This window comes from Spirillospora sp. NPDC127506 (assembly GCF_040302145.1).
GTDB lineage: Bacteria > Actinomycetota > Actinomycetes > Streptosporangiales > Streptosporangiaceae > Spirillospora.
On the sequence record NZ_JBEORG010000070.1, the window covers coordinates 1 to 21,072 of the forward strand.

A 21,072-nucleotide genomic window follows, 5' to 3' on the forward strand; every position below is an offset into this window, starting at 1 on the left:
CTGCTCAAGCAGCACCGGGCCGTGGCCACTCGCTACGACAAGCTCGCCGTCCGCTACCAAGCCACTGTCCAGGTCGCTGCCATCAACATCTGGCTACAAGCCCTGGCCAACACCACTTTCTAAACACTGCCTAGTGACCGCAGCCGACCCCGACTGGGCTGACCGCCTCGCTGCGGCATCCGGGCAGAACGTTGCGCGCATGTCTTGCAAGACCCACCGCCGATGACCCTCGTACGCCAACCTCCCCGTGCACCGGTGCCGGGGAGGTTGGCGCAGCCAGGAAAATATGCGCTTACCTGCGGAGACCTGCTTATCGAGATCAACATCATGCAGCTTCGGTGACCGGTCCGCGAGAGGCCGGCGCATGATCTTGCAAATCTGCAGGTCGGAGCCCCATGATTCGGAGTACTGTCCCCGCTCTCCACAAAACCGCATCAGATTGAAACCGTCGGCAGGATGCGCGTGGTATTGCGCTTGTGGGGTCCCCGCTCCACAGAACTGCACCAGCCTGGAGGCGGGCCGATCTGGTTCGTGGCCGAAGCGGTATGCCTCGCTGGGTTGTGTCCGGGTGCTGCCTCTTTTGTGTACGACCGGCTGTCTCCTGCTTTGAGAGGCTCGGCTGGCCGGAACAGGTCGTGGGGAAACGGGCCGGAACCGGCGGATGGGGCGGTGGTGCGGTCGTAAGGTCCCAACCTGGACGGAGAAGGACGGGGTTTCGTCCATCGGTAGGAGTCGACTGCCGTGGACGGGAGGGGGCGGGGTTTGCAGGCGCACGTGGTGGTCCTGAGAACGTCTGGCAATCAGGCGTACATCTTCGGGTCGAACAAGCGCAGGGAGAACGTCGGCGCGTCCGAACTGATCACATGGGTGGAGACCCGCTGGCTGGAGAAGGCGATCGGGCGCGGAGTCGAGGAACTGAAGTTGCTCGACGACGGGATCGAAGTGATGGCGGCCGGCGCCGGGGCGGTGACGCTGATCGTCCGTGATCGGGACGAGGGCAAGCGCATCGTCGGTGAGATCACCGAGCGAGCCCTCCGCGAGGCCCCCGGGCTCGACGTTTGCGGGGTCGTCGGAGAGGCCTTCGAGGTCGGCGGGGTAGGCGAGTTCACCACAGCTCTCGAAAAGACGCGCGGGGCGATGCTCGGCGTGCGGATGGCGCGTCCTGGGCCAGATCTGCGGTTTCCCGGACTGCCGATCGCCGCTCGCTGCACGTCGAGCGGGTTGCCCGCCGCGAGCATCGTCCGGGCCCCGAAGCCCAAGGAAGGGCGCCGTCCGGCGGAGCCGAGGTCCGCACCCAGTATCGCCAAGCTGGACGCGTTCCCCCGTGCGCTCGACCGACTCGCACGGGAGATGGGACTGGGGAAGAACAGCGGCACGAAGCTGGCCGGTGTCGTGGAGCACCTGAACGACAAGGCCGAATGGGTGGCGGTCGTCCACGCCGACGGGAACGGCATGGGAAAGGTGTTCCAGGAGTTCCCGGAGCTTATGAAGGAACTCGGCCCCAGCGATCCGCTCGCCTACATCGAATCCTTCCGGAAGCTCTCAAGGGGAGTGGACGAATGCGCCAAGGCAGCGTTCCGGGCGGCGGTCCAGGATTTGGACGGAGAGGTGCCGCGGCTGCTGCCGCTCGTCCTCGGTGGCGATGACATCACCGTCGTATGTGATGGAGCGCTGGCGCTGACCTTCACGGAGCGCTACCTGCGCTACTTCGCCGAGGAGACCAAGGACCACGACGACGTGGGGAAGTTCCTGAATAGGGGGAAACACGGGGACGGACTCGGTGCCTGCGCGGGCGTCGCGATCACCAAGCGCAACTACCCGTTCCACAGCGCGGCTGGTCTCGCCGAGGAACTGACCGGCGAAGCGAAGCGGGTCAAAGAAAAGCTGGGGGCACAGCGGTGCGCGCTGTCGTTCCACGTCCTGTACGAGAGCGCGTTCGCCGACCTGCGGAGACTGCGCAAGGAGATGCGGGTCGGCGAGCGCCTGCAACTCACCGCGCAGCCGTATGTCATCGGAGGCTCAGATGATGATGGCGAGTGGGCGGAGCATCGTTGCTGGGAGGACCTGAGGCGGCGGGTGAAGGTGCTTACTGACGAACGCAACGGCGACCGCGTCATCCCCGCCGGGCAGGCCCACGACTTGAGGTCGGGTCTGTTCCAGGGGCAGGACGCCGCAGACGCGCGGTTCGCGGCACTGCGGACATGGCTGGGCGCCGAAGCCGTCTCCGGGCTCACCGGCGAGGACAACTCTCTCTTCTGGCAGGACGGCGAGACCGTCCGGACCGGCCTTCTGGACGCGATGAATGCCGTCCCCTTCCTGCGGACGGAGGACTGACCGTGAGCGCCATCTTCGATCTCACGGTGCACATGCTGAGCGACTGGCACATCGGCACCGGCACCGGCAGGCACGGGCAGCTCAGCAGCCGGGTGCTGGTCGACGTCGACGGGCTGCCCTACATCCCGGCGAAGACCGTCAACGGGGTGTTGCGGGACGGTTGTGAGATCGCCGCCCGCGCGCTCGACGGCGGGAACGACGGCCCGTGGGGCCGGCGCGTCGAGTACGTGTTCGGCAGCCAGCCTGTCTTCCCTGGTACGGAGGCGCAGAAGCCACCGGAGGCGGAGGTCGAGCATCCCCGGCCTGCCGCGTTGCGCTACCTGGGGGCGTTCCGGCTTCCCGACGGGCTCGGTGCCGCGCTGCGTGCGGATCCCCGCCTCAAGGAAGCCGTCACGTTCGTGAAGCCCGGGGTCGCGCACGACCGTGTGTCCGGCTCGGCCAGGCAGGACATGCTGCGGTTCGACGAGATGGCGCGTGGCGGTGTCACGCTGGCCGGAAAGATCGAATTGCCGGAGACACTGCAGGAGGACGAGCTCAACCGCGTCCTGACTCTGCTGTATCTGGGGACGCGGTTGGTAGAGGGCATCGGGGCCAAACGCAGGCGCGGGTCGGGCCGGTGCCGTCTCGAACTCGGCTGGGAGCCGACGGACCTGGACGCCTGGACGGAGTCCAAGGCGGAGCCGCCGGAGCCAGAGCCGCTGGACGAACCGGAAAAGGGCGGAAACGGGCCTTCGGCCAATGGTGCGTGGGAGCGGGTGCTCCTGCGGATGACGCTGGACGAGCCACTGCTCGCGCACCAGCGGACGGTCGGCAACCTGGTGCAGAGCCGCGACCACATTCCCGGCTGGATGATGCTCGGCGAGGTGCTGCGGAGGCTCGGCGGTCCCGCTGCTGCGGCGGCGCGGCGCGGAGACCTGGTGGTGACGAACGCGACACCGCTCCTGGACGGACGGCGCGGTTGCCCGGCTCCGCAGGTCTTCGAACGAGGCAAGGAGGACGGACGCCTTCTGGTCAACCGCATGCGGGAGTCGTCTGAGAGCGTGACGAAGCGGCTTCGCGGCGGCTACGTCACGGCGGACGCCGGCAAGAACACCATTGAGGTCCATCGACCCGAGTTCGTGCTGCGCATGCACAACACCATCCAGGACGAGTCACAACGTCCCACCGAGGACCTCGGCGGCGTTTACGTCTACAAGGCCCTGGCCGCCGGGACGGTGCTGGCGGCGGAGGTCCGAGTCCGCGCCGGGCTCCTCGACGGCCAGTGGGAGGAGAAGCTGAAGGGAAAATGGCGGCTCGGCCGATCCCGCAAGGACGACTACGGGATCGTGGATGTCGATCTGCTCGAAGCGGGTGACGAGCCGTCCGGGACGGCCACCGGGGATGTGCTCCGGGTGTGGCTGGTGTCGGACGTCTTGGTCCGCAACGAGCGACTGGCACCCAGCACCGTCCCCCGAGACTTGGCGCGGGCGCTCGCAGCCGCGTTCGAAAAGGCCGGGGCTCCGGGCGTCGAACTTGACCCGGTGACGGGTGACGCCGACCTCGTCCCGAACCGGTACGAGATCTCGCGGACCGAGTCCTGGCACACCGGCTGGCGCCTGCCACGGCCCGTCCTGCTGGGCTTCGCCGCCGGCGGCTGCCTCACCTTCAGGATCACGCAAGGGACGATCACACCGGACGCCGCCGCAGCGGTCGAACTCGCCGGGATCGGGGACAGGCGCGCGGAGGGCTTCGGACAGATCCGGTTGAATGACCCCTTCCTGGACGGCGAGGGACTTGCAGCCGCGGAACCGAATGAGGATGCTGTCCCAACGGCACCGGTGGGAGAGCCGCTGGCACCGTCCGACCCCGGCTACACCGAGGCCCGAACCATCGAGCGGGCCGCCTGGCGGGCGGAGATCCGGCGGGCGAGCGAGCAGGCCGCCGCGCGGAGTGACGCGCCGGTGCTCGGCGGGCTGACGGGACTGTCCGCGACACGCCTCAACAGCCTGCGTGGACTGTTCCCTCATCTCGGAGAGGACGAGACGGCCTTGAAACGGCGCGTCGCGACGCTGACCCGCGACTGGGGGGACAAGGAGCGCGCCGAGGTCGAGCGGCTGCTCGTCGGCACCGAACCCTGGGAGTTGCTGCGCATCCCGGACCTTGACGAGCTGCGCGCCACCGTCGACGGCGCCGAGACCCACCGCGCCGAACTGCGCGCCGAGGCGCGCCGTACCATGATCACTGCCTGCCTGGCCGTCCACACGCGCCGGGAGGCTCTCGGGGAGGAGGGCCGATGACGCCGCAGCGCAGGGGACGGCCGATGGATCTGCGGCTTCGGCTGCAGGGCTGGCTGGAGACCACGTCGCCGCTGCATGTCGGCGGCATCGCCGCCGACCCCGCCGAGGTGCTGCCGATCGCGGTCGACGGCCGGGAACGCCTGTACGTACCCGGGACGAGCATCGCGGGCGCGTTCCGTGCCTGGATGGAGGGGGCCGACACGTCAGGGCAGCAGCTGCGGGAGTTCTGGGGATACGCAGAGGACGCAGGCGCCGGACAGGCAAGCCGGGTCGTCGTCCGGGACGCCCTGCTCGCCGCGCGGGTGGGCGAGGACGACGAGGGCCAGGCAGCGCACCCGCTCGAAGTCACCGACCTCGCGGTCCGCGACGGTGTTGGCATCGACCGGGTAACGGGCGCGGCCGCTCCCGGCTTCCTGTACGCGCGGACGGTCGTCCCTAGCGGCTTCTACCTGCGTCTCGAACTCGACATCGAGGTCGAGCAGCAGCACCTGGAACGGGACCGTGCACGGCTCGCCGCCCTGATCGCGGCGCTGCGCGGCGAACGCGTCCGGCTCGGCGCGGCGAACCGCAAGGGCCTAGGGAAGGTGAAGCTGCTCGACGAGCCGCTGGAGGTGCGCGAGCACGACTTCACCTCCCGGAAGGGCCTTCTCGACTTCGTGCGGGGCAAGGCGAAGGAGAACGTTCCGTCCGACTCGTCCAAGGCGGACCTGCCGGACGCGCGGGAGATCCTCGGCATCGAGATCGGGTGGGAGCCGACCGCTCCGGTGATGGTCCGTGACGGCCGGGAGGGCGCGATCGTCAAGACGCTGCCGCAGACGACCCGCGTCGGACCGCACGAACTTGCGCTGACGCTGCCGGGCAGCTCGATCAAGGGCGCGCTGCGGAGCCATGCGGAGTTCGTCGAGCGCACCGTACGCGGGACCGACGCGCCGGACGCCCGCAAGCAGCACGGGGACAAGGCGACGGCCGCCGACTTCAGTGCAGCCTTCCTGGAGCAGTTGGACGAGCTCGACGCCGTCCGGGCGCTGTTCGGCAGTGCCCGCGTCGACGAGACGAAGGAGACGGCGGCGCCCCGGTCCGCCGGGCATCCGGAGCACAGGTGGGGGAGCGCCGCGCTGACCGTGGAGGACTGCGTCAGCGAAGTCGTCATCGACCCCGCGAGCTGGGAAAAAGTGGTCAGCGGGGAGCCCGGAGCAGAGCCGCCTAAAGAGGACACATCAGGTGCCGGGGAGCGGCCGAAGCTCGATCCGATAATCCGCGAGAAGCTCCATGGCAAGGGACTGGACCAGGCCGATCATGTCGCGATCGACCGATGGACGGGCGGGGCCGCCGAGCACCTGCTGTTCAGCGTCCTGGAACCGCACGGCGTCGCTTGGAACCCCATCCGGCTGGAGGTCGACCTGACACGGCTCGGTGCCTACCGGGACAGTGCGCTCGCCCTGCTGATGATCGTTCTACGCGACTTGAAGGCGCGGCGCGTCCCGCTGGGCGGCATGGTGACGCGCGGCTTCGGTGACATCGAGGTCCGCTCCGTCGACTTCACCGGGGGGCCGTGGACGAACCTCGAACAGGCACTTGGGGACGGTCGGCTCGCAGCTGCATGGGAGCGGTACTGGAACTGCTCGATGAAGGAGACGGCATGACCGCGATCGTCCTGCACGCGGCGTCCCGGGGCGGGCTCACGTTCGAGGAGGCGCTGGAGGCGTCGCCGGCCGGGACGGCGCTGCTCTGCACGCCGTGGCGCTACGAGGTGCTCACGACCGCCGACGCGGCGGCGCGCCCGCCGGACGGCGTCTACGAGGCGCGTGTGTTCGACGAGCACGCCGAACTGCGCTGGCGCAACGAGGACGATGGCCGCGGCAGCGCAGTGCTGCTGACCGAGGATCCGGCGCTGTTGCCCAGGGGATATGACGAACTCGGTCCGGTGGAGGCGACCGGCTGTATCGCCGGCACGTACCTGCTCTGGGGCACCGCGGTAAGCGACTCCGGCGCGCCGAGCGGGTATTCGACCCTCACCACGGCGCGGGTCGGGGCACGGTGCATCCCCGCCGAAATCACCGCCAGGGAGCATGCCGCCGTCGACGTACGCGAGTACGTGCAACGGGACGAGCACGGCAATGCCTATGTCGCAGAGGAACGACTCCTCCGCATCGGAACTGCCACTCCGCACGACCTGGAAACCCGACTGTGACCGCCGGCGAGCCGAGCGATTCATAGATGCGGGACACAGTCGGGGAGTCATGGGAGGAGTACTTCCTAAATCCCTACACGTTCGTCCCGGCACTGCGAAGAGCGGACGCTCCAGGACCGCTGGGTGACGGCGCCCTGTTCGGACAGGCTGCACGCCGATCGCTGGACGGGACACATCGCCGTCACTCTCACGGTGAGGACGCCGCTCCACTCCCGGAACTTGAACGGAGACCTCCTCGGCTGCGACGCGGCAGGGGTGATCACCCGTTGGGTCCAGGCGTTCGCGCACGCCGTGGGGCCGACGACGACTTCACGTCGTTCACCAACGAGGGCTTCGGGCAGATCATCGGTGCTTTCAGGGCCGCCGCGCGGGGCGACGGCCGCTTCCCCGTGTACGCCGCCGAACCCAGTGGGCGAGAACTACGCTTGGTTCACTGCCAATGAGAAAACCGGGACCATAAAGGGGCGAGGACGGCCGCTTCCCTTCCCGTACCCGCAGCAACGGCCTGATGAGCAGCTGACCGTTCTCCCGGCCGAAGAGGAGGAGACCCCTGCTGATCCACTCCGTCGGGGGCGGGGACCTCGGGTTCGCCAGAATGAGTCGCGTTCCCGGAACCGTCGATCTCGTCGGAACCGATGAGGACCGCCGCCCACTGCGCAAGATCCTCGACGGCCCGGACGAGGTCGGCATGCTCGTCCTCGCCGCCACGACCAACGGCGGACCCGGCGGTGAACCGTTAGACGTCCACGCCCACCGCCTGCGTGACCTGCTGACCTCGGGGAACGGCCTGTGGGGCAGGCGCCTCGACGATGTGCGCGTGCTGGAGATCGCTGAACCGACCGCACGGGCGACCGTCCCGCCCGTCCGGCGGCTGCTCGCAGAACTCGCACCCGCCCGGTGCCGCATCAGCTCGGGAAGCGGCCCTTACGCCGTGGCGGCGGGTGCACTGCTCGCGGCGATCGATGTCGGCTTACCCGCGACCCTGCTCCCCGTGGACGCCCCCGCGTCCGCCTATAGCCTCCCCGATCTCATCGAGCAGCCCGACACTCTCCGGGACTGGCTCCTCCGCCACCGCTTCTGGGATGAACTCGCCGACGTCGCCCCTGACCACGCCGAGATCTGGCGGCTCCTCGCAGCCAGACAACGCGCGGACGTCGAGCCCGCCAGGACCACGCGAACCGCCGGTGTCCTCAGGGAAGGGCAACTGCGAAAGCTGCGAGAGCCGTGGCCCGCCGTCGAGGCGGCGTTCTTCGAACGCCTGGGCCGAGGTGAAGCGATCGACCACTCGCTCCTGCGCGCCTGGTTCGTCCACCGCCTCCGACACCCCTCGCAGCGAGAGATGCGGGAGACGACACCGGTCGGCCGCGCCCTGCTCGCGCGGCTGGCCGAGGCACTGGAGAGCAGGGACGATGAGCGCGTGCCCGACAGCGGCGCGGACCTGATCGACCGGGTCAGGGCCCGACTCACACCGCAGGACCGCGGCCCCTCCGCCACGATCGTCCGAGATCCGTCCTTCGCACGCTTCTACCGGTCTGCCGCCTTGCACGGCGCGCACCTTCGTCCGGGCAAGGAGCGTCCGACCATCCCCGCAGCAGTCGTTGACCTCGCCACTGCCTGGCAGGACAGCGACTTCGTACCAGCACTTCTCCGCTACCTGGAGATGCGAGCGTGGCCGGTTTTGGGCAGCGGCGACGTCCTCGCCCTGATGTGCGTGGGGCGCAGAGCTCCAGACGATCCCGGGGACCAGGAGGGAGCCTGCGCTCTCAGTGTCCTGACCCGATGGTCGCTGAGCCATCGCGACCGCCTGCCCCGCCAAGGAACGCTGCGCCTGCGGCTGCTCGCCAGTGCAGAGACGATGGACCGCGCCCGCATGCTCGCGGCCCTGGTGGAACCCTCGGTCGACGTCGCAGTGATCGGCCCCCTGGATACCCGACCGGACGCGGTCGAGGGCATCCGCACCGACATCCTGACCGCTCTCAAGAGCGATCCCAGCCAACTGCACAACACCGATGAACTCCATCTCGTCCTGAACCCAGGGAAGCCGGTCATGGGGAACGCGATGATCGCCGCCGGCGTGCAATGGTCGCTGGAGGCCGCCTGCACATTGCGCGCGGTGGAGTTGGGACGCGATGCGCACCTGCAGCCCGTCGTCGCGGACGGGGGCCGGGTGCTATGCCGCCTCGGCCCTGACGCGAGGCTCGCCCGGCTAGCCTCCGCCGCCGTCCGGCGCCTCGACACACGAACCGCCTGGCAGTTGCTCGGCCTGGCCTCGCCAAGTCTCTCACCCGCCCGTGACGCTGCCGCCCGCCTGCACCGCGACCTGTACGCGCCCGCCGACCCGGGCGCCGACCGTCGCGCGACAGCCCGCCGCCGCCTCATGCTGGTCGCCCACGCCCTGGCTGATGAGCCCCTCCCCGCCTGCTACACCGCCATCGAATGCCTCCGTCCCGGACTCTTCAACTGGAGCGAATGGGCTGAGCTTTGCCGAGGGAACTCCGAGCTCCGAGAACTGAACAGGTTGCGAAACGGCACGCCTTACGCGCACCGTCCCGGAAAGGGCCCCCAGCGGCCAAAGAGCGCCGCACACGTCCACAGCCTGATCGTCCAAGCAGCGGAGGGCTTCGCACCAGGAACGCCCGCCCTTGAACTGGCCGCCCGCCACGACCGCCTCCTCACGATGCTCACAGGAGTCTTGCCTATTTCAGTTGGCGTGATGACGCAGGGTGAGAGTCGCCAGGACAATGGCGGTCAGCCGGGCTGGTGAGCAGCGCGCGTCGCGGAGGATGTGCCAGCGCCCGAGAATCGCGGCGCCCTGTTCGCCCAGCGCGCTAGGACCCTGGGTGGTGGTTGAAAAGCTTCTTGCGCTTGCCGGGTCGCGGTCCATACTTCTGCGGTAGGGCGTGCCGGTCGCGCCGTCGGCGCCGATGCAGCCCGGCTGGATGACCTGTGATACTGATAGAGGTGCTCCTTTTAGTACCTACACATCTCCGCGATTCGCTCCCGTGATCCGGCTGGATCTAGAGGAGGTATCGCCTTTCTCGGAGAAGCGCAGGCTGCCTTGAAAGTGCCATCGATCTGTCCATGGTTATTTGAAAAATTCCCGGAGGATAATCCCTGGAAATAGTCTTGCCAGGTACGTGAGTGCGCGGAGTATCGGGCTCTAGATCGTTTGGCAGACAGGTGCCATGGCATGATCGTCACATCGCTGACGTCGGCTCGAGTCTCTATCATCGAGGACACGCCGTTGGAGCCCGTCATCCTCACGCCCTACAAGGGACGCGACAAGCCCGAACCGCAAAAGGACGCCAACCGCGCACACGCCAAGCTCCGCGGACCCGGCGAACGTGCGAACGCCCAGCTCAAGTCATGGAGAATCCTGCGGAAGCTGCGCTGCTGCCCCCACCGCGCCGGCCGCCTTGCCAAAGCCATCCACACTCTGCAACTCCGCGAGACCACATCACGCTGAAAAAGGCTCAGTGAACTGGTCCCACAACGGGTCGGTAAGCCCATGATGGCAACGCGGGCACGCGTCTTCCATGATCACGAAGCGTCGGCAACTTCATGATCGACAGGGCCGTGCCCGTACCCCTGTCACGACATCCCACCCGCACTGTGACCTATCCGCGCGGGCTCTAAGTGCGCGTATGAGAAGGATCTTGTTATCGGTATGCGAGAGAGGCGTGGGCCGTGGCGAACGGCGGGACGTCCGCCGCAGGCCACGCACCGGTGTACGGTGAGCCACGCCAGTGTCCGTTCGACCGCCCACCTGCGGGGCGGCACGGCGAAGCCCTTCTGATCGGCGGGTTTGCGGACGATGTCGATCGTGGTGCGCGGGGTCCGAGCGGCCCAGTCGATCGGGTGCCCGGCGAACCAGCGTCAGCGAACACGACCCTTCAGATCGGGGAGGCCCAGCAGCGTGCCCTCGGCGCCGTCGCGGTCCTGGACACACGCGCGTCCACAGGGCAACGCTGTTGTCGTCGAGTCTGTCCGCCACCTGTCTCAGGCCGGTTCTCCCATGTCGCGGGAAATCCACGCCGGCGTGTCGAAGCGCACCGGCTGTGCCCCCACGAGCGCTGTGAGGTGTCTTTCGATGCCCTCCAGCTCGGCGGCGCCGATTCGCTGCGCCCACTGATCGCGGAGCTCCTCGAAGATCGCCTCGCCCTGGCGCAGCACGTCGAACCCGAGTTCGGTCACCCGAAGGCGCTTGCGGCGGGCGTCGCGCGGGTCGGTCTCGCGTTCGACGTACCCGCGCTCCTGCAGGACGGTGATGGTCTTGGCAGCCGACTGCTTGGTGATCGACAGGCGGCGGGCCAGCTCTGAGGCGCTGTCGGCGCCGGCGGCGATGGCTCGTATGGCGAAGTCGTGGACGGGGCGCACGTCCTCGTAGCCGCGATCGGCCAGCTCGGCGGTAGCGGCGTCCACGAGCGTGCGGAACCCCCCGAGCAGCAGTAGCGCGAGATCTGCGCCTGAGCGAGACATGTGCGTAGGATATGACCTCGACAAAAGACAGCCTGGCTGTCTATATTGGACAGCCAGGCTGTCTAAATAAGGAGAGCGGCATGGCCACCGCACCAGCGGGCCTCACCGTCCCCGAGATCACCCACCACCGCGCCCACGTCAACGGAACGACCCTGCACTACGCCGCCGCCGGGACCACCGGGTCCCCGATCCTGCTGGTCCACGGGTTCCCCGAGACGTGGAGGGCCTTCCACAAGCTCATCCCCCTGCTCGCCGCCGGCCACCGGGTCTTCGCCGTGGACCTGCGCGGCTTCGGTGACTCCGACACCGCGCCGGACGACCACGACAGCAGGTCCGCGGCCGAGGACCTGCACCAGCTGATCGAGCACCTCGGCCTCGGCCCGGTCCACCTGACCGGGCAGGACATCAGCGGGGCGACGGTCTTCCGGCTGGCCGCCACACACCCGGAGGACGTGCTCAGCCTCACCGCCATCGAGACAAGCCTGCCCGGCTTCGGCTGGGAGATGCTGGCCGACGTCGCTCGCAGCGGCGCCTGGCACATCGGAGTCCTCGCCGCGCCCGGCATTCCCGAGATGCTCCTGGCCGGCCGCGAGCGCGAGTTCCTCGGGCGGTACGCGTTCCCTTCCATGACCGCCGTCGCGGGCGCGGTCACCGATGCCGACATCGACGACTTCGCTCGCACCTACGCACGCCCGGACGGCTGGCGCGGCGCGGCCGGTATCTACCGGTCGCTGCTTCGTGAAGGGCCCGAGATCAAGGCCCTCGCAGAGTCGCCCGGGCTGAACGTGCCCGTGCTCGCGGTCGGCGCCGGGGGCGGCTCGTTCACGGCCCGGACCATGTCCCAGGCCGCGTCAGCGGGGGTCAGTTCCGTCCAGCTCGACGGCGTCGGCCACTACGCTGCGATGGAGGCTCCCGAGGAACTGGCGAAGGCCGTCCTCGACTTCGTCGACGACATCGACGCCGTCTAGGCCTCGAGGCGCTAACTGGACGGGCAGCGGTTCACCGGTCCGGACCGAATGCTGCTCGCGGCGACTGATACGGCCGGACACGGTGCTACGTAACGGCCACGAGGCCGGCATGGGGATCCGTGTCGCTTCAGACGTGGTGACCGCTGAGCTGATTCCATCGTGATCTTGCTGATCACAGGGTGGTTGCGACCCGCGCGGCATAGCCGATAACCGAAGGAGAGAGCTTCCCCCTGAAGTGTGGACACCGGTTGTTATGCGGCTTGAGCCACCATGATGGACTGCTGTTCGTAGCTGACCGGGCTGGTGTGGCCGAAGGCCGAGTGCCGCCTGGTCGTGTTGTAGCGAGCGGCCCACCGGAACACCGCCAGATGGGCTTCACGGGCCCCCGACCAGCGTCTGCGGTGCTCTTTACCTGCGAAAACATCCTAGGGGAGTCGCGGTATGTCCGGGGAAATCTGACCATGGTGGCTCCCCGCGGCTTCCCTCGGTTGGCTCCCATCGACGCAAGGCGACGTAGTCTGGATATTTGCGCAGGTGAGAGGCTCCACGTTCGACTTGGATCGGCCAAGATCGACGGTTCCGAATTGCTTTGCACCGAAGAGGTCACTGGTTCGAACCGAGTATCGCCCACCCTTACACCACTGGCCCTCCCGCACATCAGCGGCAGGGCCTGAGCGATCAACCCCTCCCACCCGAACGAGGTCGCAAGAACACTCCCACGATCATTACTCTCCGTAGCGCTGGAACATTCGGCGCTGCCTGCGCCCGGTCGTCATCGCCCCCGGCAGGGTACGCAGCACTGGGGGTAGGGGGTGTTCAGGGCGTCAGTGTCAGTGCTTCTCGGAGGTCGTTGTAGCCGGCTTTGTAGTCCTTGCCGGCTAGTAGGAGCGTGGAGCGGTCGAGCAGGGCGGTGCGGAGTGCGGTCCCGTTATCGAGGGGGCGTAGTCGTCGGGCGAGTGTGACGCCTTGGTCGAAGATCGGCTTGAGCGGCTCCAAGAGCAAGTGGGTGCGGAATTCGACATGGACGGCGGTGCGGATGAGCAGTCTTCGGTGCAGTCTCACCAGCTCTTTGAGATGCCGCTCCGGCGCCGCATCCGCATGAGGTCGGAGGCCCTGGATCTGCTGTTGCAGGGTGGCGCGCTCCTGGTCCCCCCACCAGCCGCGGACATGCGGTGACCAGTGCTGGAAGCTGACTCCCAGCGGTGGTCTGGGCCCGGTCGGGGGGAACTGCTCGTCTGCCCGCCCCGATGCCGCCAGCAGCACCGCCCAGTAGGTGGTCTGGTAGCCGCTCCACGATTTGGGCTCGCCCGTCCGGGCGAGTTCGACGCAGATGGGCTCGGCCGCCTGCAGTGCGGCATGGGCGCCGGTGGCCGTTGCGCTCATGCCGAGCAGCCGCGCATGGTTGACCAGCGCATACACCAGGCAGGCCATGGGGCCGGTCTGCTGATCGACCGACAGGCGACACCTCTCGGCTAGATCGTTGGATCTGGCGATGGCCGCCTGGATGTCTCCGGCGGCCTCTAGTTGGACTGCCCAGGCCATGAGGTTCCAGTCGCCGGTGCCGCTGGATGCCTCGTCGTGGGCTTCTGCCTCGACGAGGTCGGCGTAGACGGCGGCGGCTTCTGCGTGGCGGCCCTCTTCGGCCAGCGCGACGGCCCAGGAATGCAGGCCCGGCTCGCCCGCGGCTCGGCCTCGGCGAGAACGCGATAGACCCTGATCCGCTCGGCCGGGGTGAGGCGTTTGCCGCGCAGCAGCGTGACCCGCGCCTGAGCGATGGCCCATTCATCCATGAACGCTACCCGCCGTGAACCGCGGCCACCCGAGCGGAGGCGTCGGGCGCTCTTTCGCGCTGCGGGGCGATGGGTAGGGGTGCATTGCCGCAACTTTATGATCGGCGGCCATCCGGGTCGAGGGTGAAGTGTGCCGACCCCGGGCCCCCGGCCGGGGCGCGGTCTGCGTGTGCGCGGCACGCCGGCCGGGACCAGCTACGCATCCGGAGGCGATCTGGTCGCCGAATCTGCAGTGATCAGTTACTCCGATCTCGGCCGTCCCACGGGACTGCGGAGCAACCTGTCACCTACGTCAGCGGAACTGAGTACCGGGCCGGCGGCGTTCCCGCCGTCATGCGGGCCCTTCTGGAGGCCGGGCATCTGCACGGCGAGGCCATGACGGTCACCGGCTGGACCGTCGCCGAGAACCTGGCCGACGCCCCGCCCGCCGACCGGCGGTCATCGCCCCGTCGACGATGCCGCCGCGCCGCGCGGCGGGCTCCTCGTCATGACCAGGAACCTGTTCGAGTCCGCGGTCATGAAGAGGGCCCGATGAAGCCGACCGCCGTCCTCGTCAACACCGCGCGGGGGCCCATCGTGGAGGACGCGGCGCTTCACCGGGCGCTCACCGAGGGATGGATCGCGGTGTGGGACGCCGGGTCGGAGGAGGAGCCACCGGACGGATCCGGCGCCGGTTCGATCTTGAGGATTCGGGGGCGCCGCCGGGCCCGGAGCTGAGGTGTTCCGCAGCACGGAACGAAAGCGCGGCACCTCGTGCGGGGTGGCGATGGTATGCGCATGACGCCGTTCATGGTGGCGGTCGCGGAGGCGTACCAGGGCAAACCGGTGGAGGCCCCGCGGACCGTGCAGAGTCGGCCCAGGCCGACGGGAGTGGGCACAGACCGGCATGTGGCCGTCCGGTCGCTGGCCGAGCAGCTCGTGTGCGAGGCCAACGCCGTCCTCGCCGGGTCGGGTGAGCTCGTCGAGCTCGAAGACCGGCCCGGGGTGGGGGAGCTCGCGTTCTCGATGCGCGTTCGCGGCAGGGAGGCGCGGATCTCCACGAGGTACGCGGACGGCGTCACTCGCGGCCGGCTCTGGTGGCCCGATGCCGCGACCCCGCGGGGCGAGGCGCGTGAACTCGCCGGAGCGGAGGACGTCGGGAACCTCATCCTGCGGCTCCTGCGGGTCGCGGCCGCCCCCGACGTCAGCGGCGCGACCCGGCAAGGAGGCAGCTAGTGCAGTACGAACTACGGACCCAGGTGATCGCGCCGCTCAGGCCCACCTTCCAGAACCTGGTGGACCGCTACGGCGACCGTCCCGCCTCCCGCTACGAGGAGGGGACGATCGACGTCCAGGCCACCGAGCACTTCCACTACCGGCCGCTGTGGGATCCCGAGCACGAGATCTACGACGAGCGCCACTCGGCGCTGCGGCTCACCGACCCGTACTCGTTCACCGACCCGCGGCAGTACTACTACGCGCCCTACGTCACCGCCCGCGCGCAGCAGTTCGACGCGTTCGGCCGCACGATGGACTACATCGAGGACCACGGCCTCTTCGACCGGATGCCGCAGGACTGGCGGGGCCTGCTGGCCGCGGCCGTCCTGCCGGTGCGGCACTACGAGGGCGGAGCGCAGCTGATCTCGACGGCGGGGGCGCGGTTCGCCTACGGCACGAGCATCGAGCAGTGCCTGTCCTACGCCGCCTTCGACCGGATCGGCAACGCGCAGCTGCTCAGCCGGGTCGGCCTGGCGCTCGGCGGGGGAGGCACCGCCACCCTCGACGACGCCAAGCGCGCCTGGCTGGAGCTGGACGGCCTGCAGCCGCTGCGCAGGTACGTGGAGGAGCTGCTGGCCGAGCCCGACTGGGCCGTCGGCGCGTTCGCCCTCGATTTGGCCGACCGCCTGCTCTACCCGCTGCTGTACCGGCACCTGGACGAGCGCGCCCTGGCCGGCGGGGCGGGCGCGCTGAGCCTGGTCGCCCAGCACCTGCACGGCTGGTTCGGGGACCAGCGCCGCTGGTTCGACGCGCTGCTGGCCGCCTGGACCGCCGACCCGCAGCACGGCGCCGCCAACGCGGTGGTGCTGGCGCGGACCGCCGAGCGGATGCTCCCGCGCGCCGTCGAGGCGGTCGCCGGCCTCGCCGCCGTCGCGGACGCGGAGGCCGACACGGGCGCGCGGGCCATGACCGGCGAACTGGCGCGGCGGCTGCGCGCGGACCTCGCCGCCGCCGGCATCGGCGACGGGCGGGAGGAGATCGCATGACCGGCGCGAACGTCACCGGACGGTCCCGGACCGTCGGCGTCGACCTGCAGGCGAGCGGCGACGACGTCCGGAACCTGGTCGCGGCCATCGAGAAGGACAACCCGGACATCACCGTCCGGTACCTGCCCGGCCTGATCAAGATCCAGAAGACGGGCCCGCTGGTGATCCGCCGGGAGAGCGTCGAGGAACTGCTCGGCCGCCCGTGGGAGACCCACGAATTCCAGCTCGCGATCGTCTCGTACTACGGCCACGTGGACGAGTGGGACGACGACGAGATCGTCATCAAGTGGAGCCACTGAGGAGCCATGGCGAAACGACTTCCGCTCAAGCAGCGCTACGCGGCGCTGACCAGGGACGTGCACTGGGATCCGACCTACGTCGACCCCGCGAAGGTGTTCCCGTACACCTCGTTCGAGGGCATCAAGATCCACGACTGGTCGAAGTGGGAGGACCCCTTCCGCCTCACCGTGGACGCGTACCACAAGTACCAGGCGGAGAAGGACAAGCGGCTGTACGCCGTCCTGGACGGCTTCGCGCAGAGCCAGGGCCACCTGACGCTGTCGGACGCCCGGTACCTCAACGCGATGAAGCTCTTCCTGCAGGGCGTGACCCCGCTGGAGTACACCGCGCACCGGCAGTTCGCGTTCCTCGCCCGCTACCTGGACGGCGCCGGGCCGCGGTTCGCCGCGCTGTGCCAGAGCATCGACGAACTGCGGCACGCGCAGACCGAGATCCACACCCTGGCCGGCTACAACCGGTACTACCCCGGCTTCCACAGCTGGAGCAAGATGCACGACCGGGTGTGGTACCTGTCGGTGCCCAAGTCGTTCTTCGACGACGCCGTGTCGGCCGGGCCGTTCGAGTTCCTCATCGCGATCTCGTTCAGCTTCGAGTACCTGCTGACGAACCTGCTGTTCGTCCCGTTCATGAGCGGCGCCAGCTTCAACGGCGACCTGCCGTCGATGACGTTCGGGTTCTCCGCGCAGAGCGATGAGAGCCGGCACATGACGCTCGGCCTGGAGGCCATCAAGTTCCTGCTGGAGCAGGACGAGGCGAACGTGCCGATCATCCAGGAGTGGATCGACAAGTGGTTCTGGCGCGGGTACCGGCTCGCCGGGCTGGTCGCCGCGATGATGGACTACATGCTCCCCCGGAAGGTGATGAGCTGGAAGGAGGCGTTCGAGCTCTACTTCGAGGAGCAGATGCTCGGCGGGCTCTTCCCCGACCTCGCCTTCTACGGGATCGAGCCGCCGCGGCACGTCGCGCAGGCCGTCGAGGAGAAGGAGATCGTCTCCCACCAGGTCTACTGGGTGCTCTACCAGTTCTCCTTCGCCGCGGCGTTCACCACGACGGTCCCCGAGCCGGAAGAGATGGCCTGGCTGTCCCAGCAGTACCCGGACACCTTCGACCGGTACTACGCGCCGCTGTGGGAGCGGGCGCGGGCCGTACAGGACGGCGGCGGCCGGTTCTTCTTCCAGGGCCTGCCGCAGCTGTGCCAGGTGTGCCAGATCCCGATGGCGTTCACCGAGCCCGGCGACCCGTCGACGATCTGCCAGCGGCACAGCGAGTTCCGCGGCGAGCGGTTCGACTTCTGCTCGGACGGCTGCAAGTGGATCTTCGACCGGGAGCCGGAGAAGTACGTGCAGGCGTGGCTGCCCGTCCACCAGATCTACCAGGGCAACTGCGGCGGGCCGACCGTCCCGGAGGTGCTGGCCTGGTACGGCGTCGGCGACGGAGACAACGGCGAGTACGCGGGCTCGCCGGAGCAGCGGAACTGGCGGCTGTGGCACGAGCCCGCGACGGTGGAGGGCTGAGCGAGATGACCGTGCGCGCCCTCTCACCCGGCTACGACTTCCCGTCCCGTTCGCGGGCGGAGCTGTACGGGGACGACCAGCTCGTCAACGTGCTGTGGCGGGGCAACATGATGTTCTGCTCCGCGGCCTGCTTCCGCGCGCCCAAGGCGATGACCTGGGCGGCGTTCGTCGAGCAGATGGTCGACCCGTGGGCCGGCTCCGACCCCGGCTACGTGCCCGGCTCGCCCCGCGGCTGGGTGCTGGACGGCCGGCCGCTCGAACCGGACGGCGAGCGGACGCTGGCCGACCTCGGCGTCGGCCACAAGAGCCTCCTCGAGTTCACGGTCTGACATGGCCGGCGTGACCGTGGAGGCGACCGGGGTGACCGTCGCGCTGCGGGCCGGCGAGACCATCCTCGCCGGCCTGGCGCGGGCCGGGTACGCCTACCGGGCGGGCTGCCGCCGCGGCGGCTGCGGCGTGTGCCGCGCCGAGGTCACGGCCGGGGAGGTTGAGCACCGCGGCGGCGTCGCCGCCGCGGCCCTGCCGGCGGCCGAGGCCGCCGCCGGGGCGTGCCTGACCTGCCGGGCCGTCCCGCTGACCGACGTGGTGATCCGCCTTCCGGACGACGCGCGGTTCCGCTGCGTCGCCCCCCTTCTCGCCGGCCTCGCCGGCGTCTCGACAGCGGCCGGCCCCGCGGCGGGGCCCGGCCGGAAACCCCAGCCCGGATCGCTGGAACAGCAAGGAGAACACTGATGGGCGTCATGAGACTGGGCTACGTCCACGCCCGCGTGACCGACCTCGCGGAGGCACGTTCCCACTACGGGGACACGCTCGGCATGCGGCTCGTCCACGAGGAGGCCGGGCGGCTCTACTACAAGGCGTGGGACGAGTACGACCACCACTCCGTCGTCCTCGACGAGGGCGGGGTCGGCCTGGTCAAGCTGGGCTACAAGGTCGAACGGCCCGAGGACCTCGCCGAGTTCGAGAAGCGCGCCCAGGCGTTCGGCTGCCTCACCGAGCGGATGAGCAAGGGCGACAACCTGGCGGTCGGCGACGGGGTGCGGATCGTGCTGCCGTCCGACCACGTCCTGGAGCTGTACGCCGACATCGAGGTCACCGGCACTGAGACGGGGACGCTGAACCCCGACCCGTTCCCGCGCCACCTGGTCGGCGTCGGCGTCCCGCGCATCGACCACGCGCTGATCACCGCCGAGGATCCCGCCCTCTCCGAGCGGTTCTTCGCCGAGGTCCTGGACTTCAAGGTCTCCGAGCGGGTGGTCACCGATCTCGACGGCGGCGACACGATCGGCACGTGGATGTTCTGCACCAACACCCCGCACGACATCGCGGTCATCAACGGGCCGAACGGGAAGCTGCACCACTTCGCCTACTACCTGACGGACTGGAACGACATCCTGCACGCCGGTGACCTGTTCGCGATGGACGACGTCTCGGTGGACATCGGCCCCACCCGGCACGGGATCACCCGCGGGTCCACGATCTACTTCTTCGACCCGTCGGGCAACCGCAACGAGGTGTTCTCCGGCGGCTACATGACCTACCCGGACTTCCCGACGATCACCTGGACCGCGGACCAGCTCGGCAAGGGGATCTTCTACATCAGCCGCGAACTGAACGAGCGGTTCACCACGGTCCTCACCTGAGCGGCGGGTCCCCGCGGCCCGCCGGTGCGCAGACCGGCGGGCCGCGGGACCCGACGCGGAGGGACCGGACACCGACTGCGGAAGGAGACCCCGATGCCGGCGACGCACCGGGTCACTGTCGAACCCCTCGGGCAGGAGGTCGACTGCCGCGAGGACCAGACCGTCCTGGACGCGTGCCTGCGCGCCGGGGTGTGGGTGCCGCACGCGTGCACGCACGGCACCTGCGGCACCTGCAAGGCGCAGGTCATCGAAGGGGAGGTCGACCACGGCGAGGTCTCGGCGTTCGCGCTGATGGACTTCGAGCGGGACGAGGGCATGGCGCTGCTGTGCTGCGCCCGGCCCCGCAGCGACCTGACAATCGAGGCCGACGTCGAGGACGAACCGGACGTCACCACCTATCCCGTCACCGACTTCGCCGGTACGGTCGCGGCGGTCGAGGACTGCGCGCTGGACACCCGCCGCCTGCTGATCGACCTGGACCGGCCCATCCGGTTCAACCCCGGGCAGTACGTGTCGGTCGAGGTGCCCGGCGCCGGAGTCACCCGCACGTACTCGATCGCCGGCCCGCCGTCGCGACCCGGGCGGATCGAGTTGCACGTCCGCCGCACGCCGGGCGGCGTCGCCAGCGACGGATGGGTCTTCCGGACGCTGGGCACCGGCGACCCCGTCCGGCTGACCGGGCCCTACGGGCGGTTCTTCTGGCGGCCCGCGCGGCGGGAACCGGCCATCCTGATCGCCGGCGGCACCGGCCTGGCCCCGCTCAAGGCCATGGTCCTGCACGTGCTGGAGGGCGACTCGGAGCAGCGCATGGACCTGTACCACGGCGGCAGGACCGCCGCCCACATGTACGACGTCGAGGAGTTCCGGGCGCTCGCCGCCGACCATCCGGACCGGTTCCGCTACCTGCCCTGCCTGTCGGAGGACTCCGCGCCCGGATACCACCGAGGGCTGGTGACCGACGTCCTCGCCCGGGAGATGGACACCTGCCGGGGCCATGTGGCCTACGTGTGCGGGCCGCCGCCCATGGTGGAGGCCGCGATCAGGACGTTGATGGCCAAGCGGCTGTTCCCGCGCGACATCTACCGCGAGGACTTCTTCGACTCCGCCGACCGGGCGCGCGGCGGCGTGCGCAGCCCGCTGCTTAAGAGGTGAGGACGATCACCGGCGGTGAGCAGGCCGCCCGCCCCGAGACCGGTGCCGCGGCCGTGGCGGGCGGGACGCCCCACCGAGCACCGGGCCCCGCCACCGCCTGAGGGGCCGCCGCCTGAGGGGCCGCCGACACGACCCGCCGTCCTGAACCCGCCGCACCGGGTGAGGACGGCGCGCGCGGCGCC

General features: G+C 69.4%; 17 protein-coding genes and 2 pseudogenes. 17 read left to right on the forward strand and 2 right to left on the reverse strand.

The features are described 5' to 3' along the window. Positions 1-741: 741 nt before the first annotated feature. The 6 genes and pseudogenes from ABTW95_RS34295 to ABTW95_RS34320 form a co-directional block, all read left to right on the forward strand. Positions 742-2,334, forward strand: coding sequence for a Cas10/Cmr2 second palm domain-containing protein (locus tag ABTW95_RS34295; protein ID WP_500228475.1), 1,593 nt, complete (start codon positions 742-744; stop codon positions 2,332-2,334). A 2-nt stretch (positions 2,335-2,336) separates the two neighbouring features. Further along, on the forward strand, positions 2,337-4,610 hold the full coding sequence (locus ABTW95_RS34300) for an RAMP superfamily CRISPR-associated protein (RefSeq protein WP_500228476.1): 2,274 nt from the start codon (positions 2,337-2,339) through the stop codon (positions 4,608-4,610). A gap of 23 nt (positions 4,611-4,633) precedes the next feature. After that, on the forward strand, positions 4,634-6,253 hold the full coding sequence (locus tag ABTW95_RS34305) for an RAMP superfamily CRISPR-associated protein (protein WP_500228477.1): 1,620 nt from the start codon (positions 4,634-4,636) through the stop codon (positions 6,251-6,253). Further along, complete coding sequence (gene csx19, locus ABTW95_RS34310; RefSeq protein ID WP_500228478.1) at positions 6,250-6,801, forward strand: type III-D CRISPR-associated protein Csx19; 552 nt, start codon at positions 6,250-6,252, stop codon at positions 6,799-6,801. Before ABTW95_RS34305 ends, csx19 begins: the two co-directional genes overlap by 4 nt. 595 nt (positions 6,802-7,396) lie before the next feature. Next, entirely contained in the window at positions 7,397-9,565 is a 2,169-nt protein-coding gene (locus tag ABTW95_RS34315; protein WP_500228479.1) for a hypothetical protein, read from the forward strand. A gap of 495 nt (positions 9,566-10,060) precedes the next feature. Then, a pseudogene (locus tag ABTW95_RS34320) lies at positions 10,061-10,267 on the forward strand (transposase family protein); the annotation flags it as partial. Positions 10,268-10,800: 533 nt separating this feature from the next. On the opposite strand, the gene ABTW95_RS34325 reads toward ABTW95_RS34320, so the two are convergent. Continuing rightward, positions 10,801-11,280 carry a MarR family winged helix-turn-helix transcriptional regulator gene (locus tag ABTW95_RS34325; protein WP_500228480.1) on the reverse strand — a complete coding sequence of 160 codons (480 nt, stop codon included), beginning with the start codon at positions 11,278-11,280 and terminating at the stop codon, positions 10,801-10,803. Between the two features lie 80 nt (positions 11,281-11,360). On the opposite strand from ABTW95_RS34325, the gene ABTW95_RS34330 reads away from it, so the two are divergent. Further along, a complete protein-coding gene (locus ABTW95_RS34330; RefSeq protein WP_500228481.1) occupies positions 11,361-12,248 on the forward strand; it encodes an alpha/beta fold hydrolase in 888 nt (295 codons plus the stop codon). Between the two features lie 816 nt (positions 12,249-13,064). On the opposite strand, the gene ABTW95_RS34335 is transcribed toward ABTW95_RS34330, so the two are convergent. Continuing rightward, on the reverse strand, positions 13,065-14,030 hold the full coding sequence (locus ABTW95_RS34335; protein WP_500228482.1) for a hypothetical protein: 966 nt from the start codon (positions 14,028-14,030) through the stop codon (positions 13,065-13,067). 77 nt (positions 14,031-14,107) lie between these two features. Here ABTW95_RS34335 and ABTW95_RS34340 point away from each other — a divergent pair. The 10 genes and pseudogenes from ABTW95_RS34340 to ABTW95_RS34385 all read left to right on the forward strand — a co-directional run. After that, positions 14,108-14,434 (forward strand): annotated as a pseudogene (locus ABTW95_RS34340) (hypothetical protein); the annotation flags it as partial. A 135-nt stretch (positions 14,435-14,569) separates the two neighbouring features. Continuing rightward, on the forward strand, positions 14,570-14,755 hold the full coding sequence (locus ABTW95_RS34345) for an NAD(P)-dependent oxidoreductase (protein WP_500228483.1): 186 nt from the start codon (positions 14,570-14,572) through the stop codon (positions 14,753-14,755). A gap of 60 nt (positions 14,756-14,815) precedes the next feature. After that, positions 14,816-15,253, forward strand: coding sequence for a hypothetical protein (locus ABTW95_RS34350; protein ID WP_396451877.1), 438 nt, complete (start codon positions 14,816-14,818; stop codon positions 15,251-15,253). Further along, positions 15,253-16,281: a ferritin family protein gene (locus ABTW95_RS34355; protein ID WP_396451878.1), complete on the forward strand. Its 1,029-nt coding sequence runs from the start codon at positions 15,253-15,255 to the stop codon at positions 16,279-16,281. The genes ABTW95_RS34350 and ABTW95_RS34355 overlap by 1 nt, the downstream gene beginning before the upstream one ends. Continuing rightward, positions 16,278-16,580, forward strand: coding sequence for an MmoB/DmpM family protein (locus ABTW95_RS34360; protein WP_396451880.1), 303 nt, complete (start codon positions 16,278-16,280; stop codon positions 16,578-16,580). The genes ABTW95_RS34355 and ABTW95_RS34360 overlap by 4 nt, the downstream gene beginning before the upstream one ends. Before the next feature lie 6 nt (positions 16,581-16,586). Beyond that, positions 16,587-18,095 carry a YHS domain-containing protein gene (locus tag ABTW95_RS34365; RefSeq protein ID WP_396451882.1) on the forward strand — a complete coding sequence of 503 codons (1,509 nt, stop codon included), beginning with the start codon at positions 16,587-16,589 and terminating at the stop codon, positions 18,093-18,095. A gap of 5 nt (positions 18,096-18,100) precedes the next feature. After that, entirely contained in the window at positions 18,101-18,424 is a 324-nt protein-coding gene (locus tag ABTW95_RS34370) for a phenol hydroxylase subunit P4 (protein ID WP_396451884.1), read from the forward strand. Between the two features lie 10 nt (positions 18,425-18,434). Then, positions 18,435-18,827 (forward strand): 2Fe-2S iron-sulfur cluster-binding protein, encoded by a 393-nt coding sequence (locus tag ABTW95_RS34375; protein ID WP_396451886.1) that lies wholly within the window; start codon positions 18,435-18,437, stop codon positions 18,825-18,827. Further along, complete coding sequence (locus tag ABTW95_RS34380) at positions 18,827-19,738, forward strand: catechol 2,3-dioxygenase (protein WP_396451888.1); 912 nt, start codon at positions 18,827-18,829, stop codon at positions 19,736-19,738. The genes ABTW95_RS34375 and ABTW95_RS34380 overlap by 1 nt, the downstream gene beginning before the upstream one ends. 93 nt (positions 19,739-19,831) lie before the next feature. Continuing rightward, positions 19,832-20,890 (forward strand): NADH:ubiquinone reductase (Na(+)-transporting) subunit F, encoded by a 1,059-nt coding sequence (locus tag ABTW95_RS34385; RefSeq protein ID WP_396451890.1) that lies wholly within the window; start codon positions 19,832-19,834, stop codon positions 20,888-20,890. Positions 20,891-21,072: the final 182 nt, after the last annotated feature.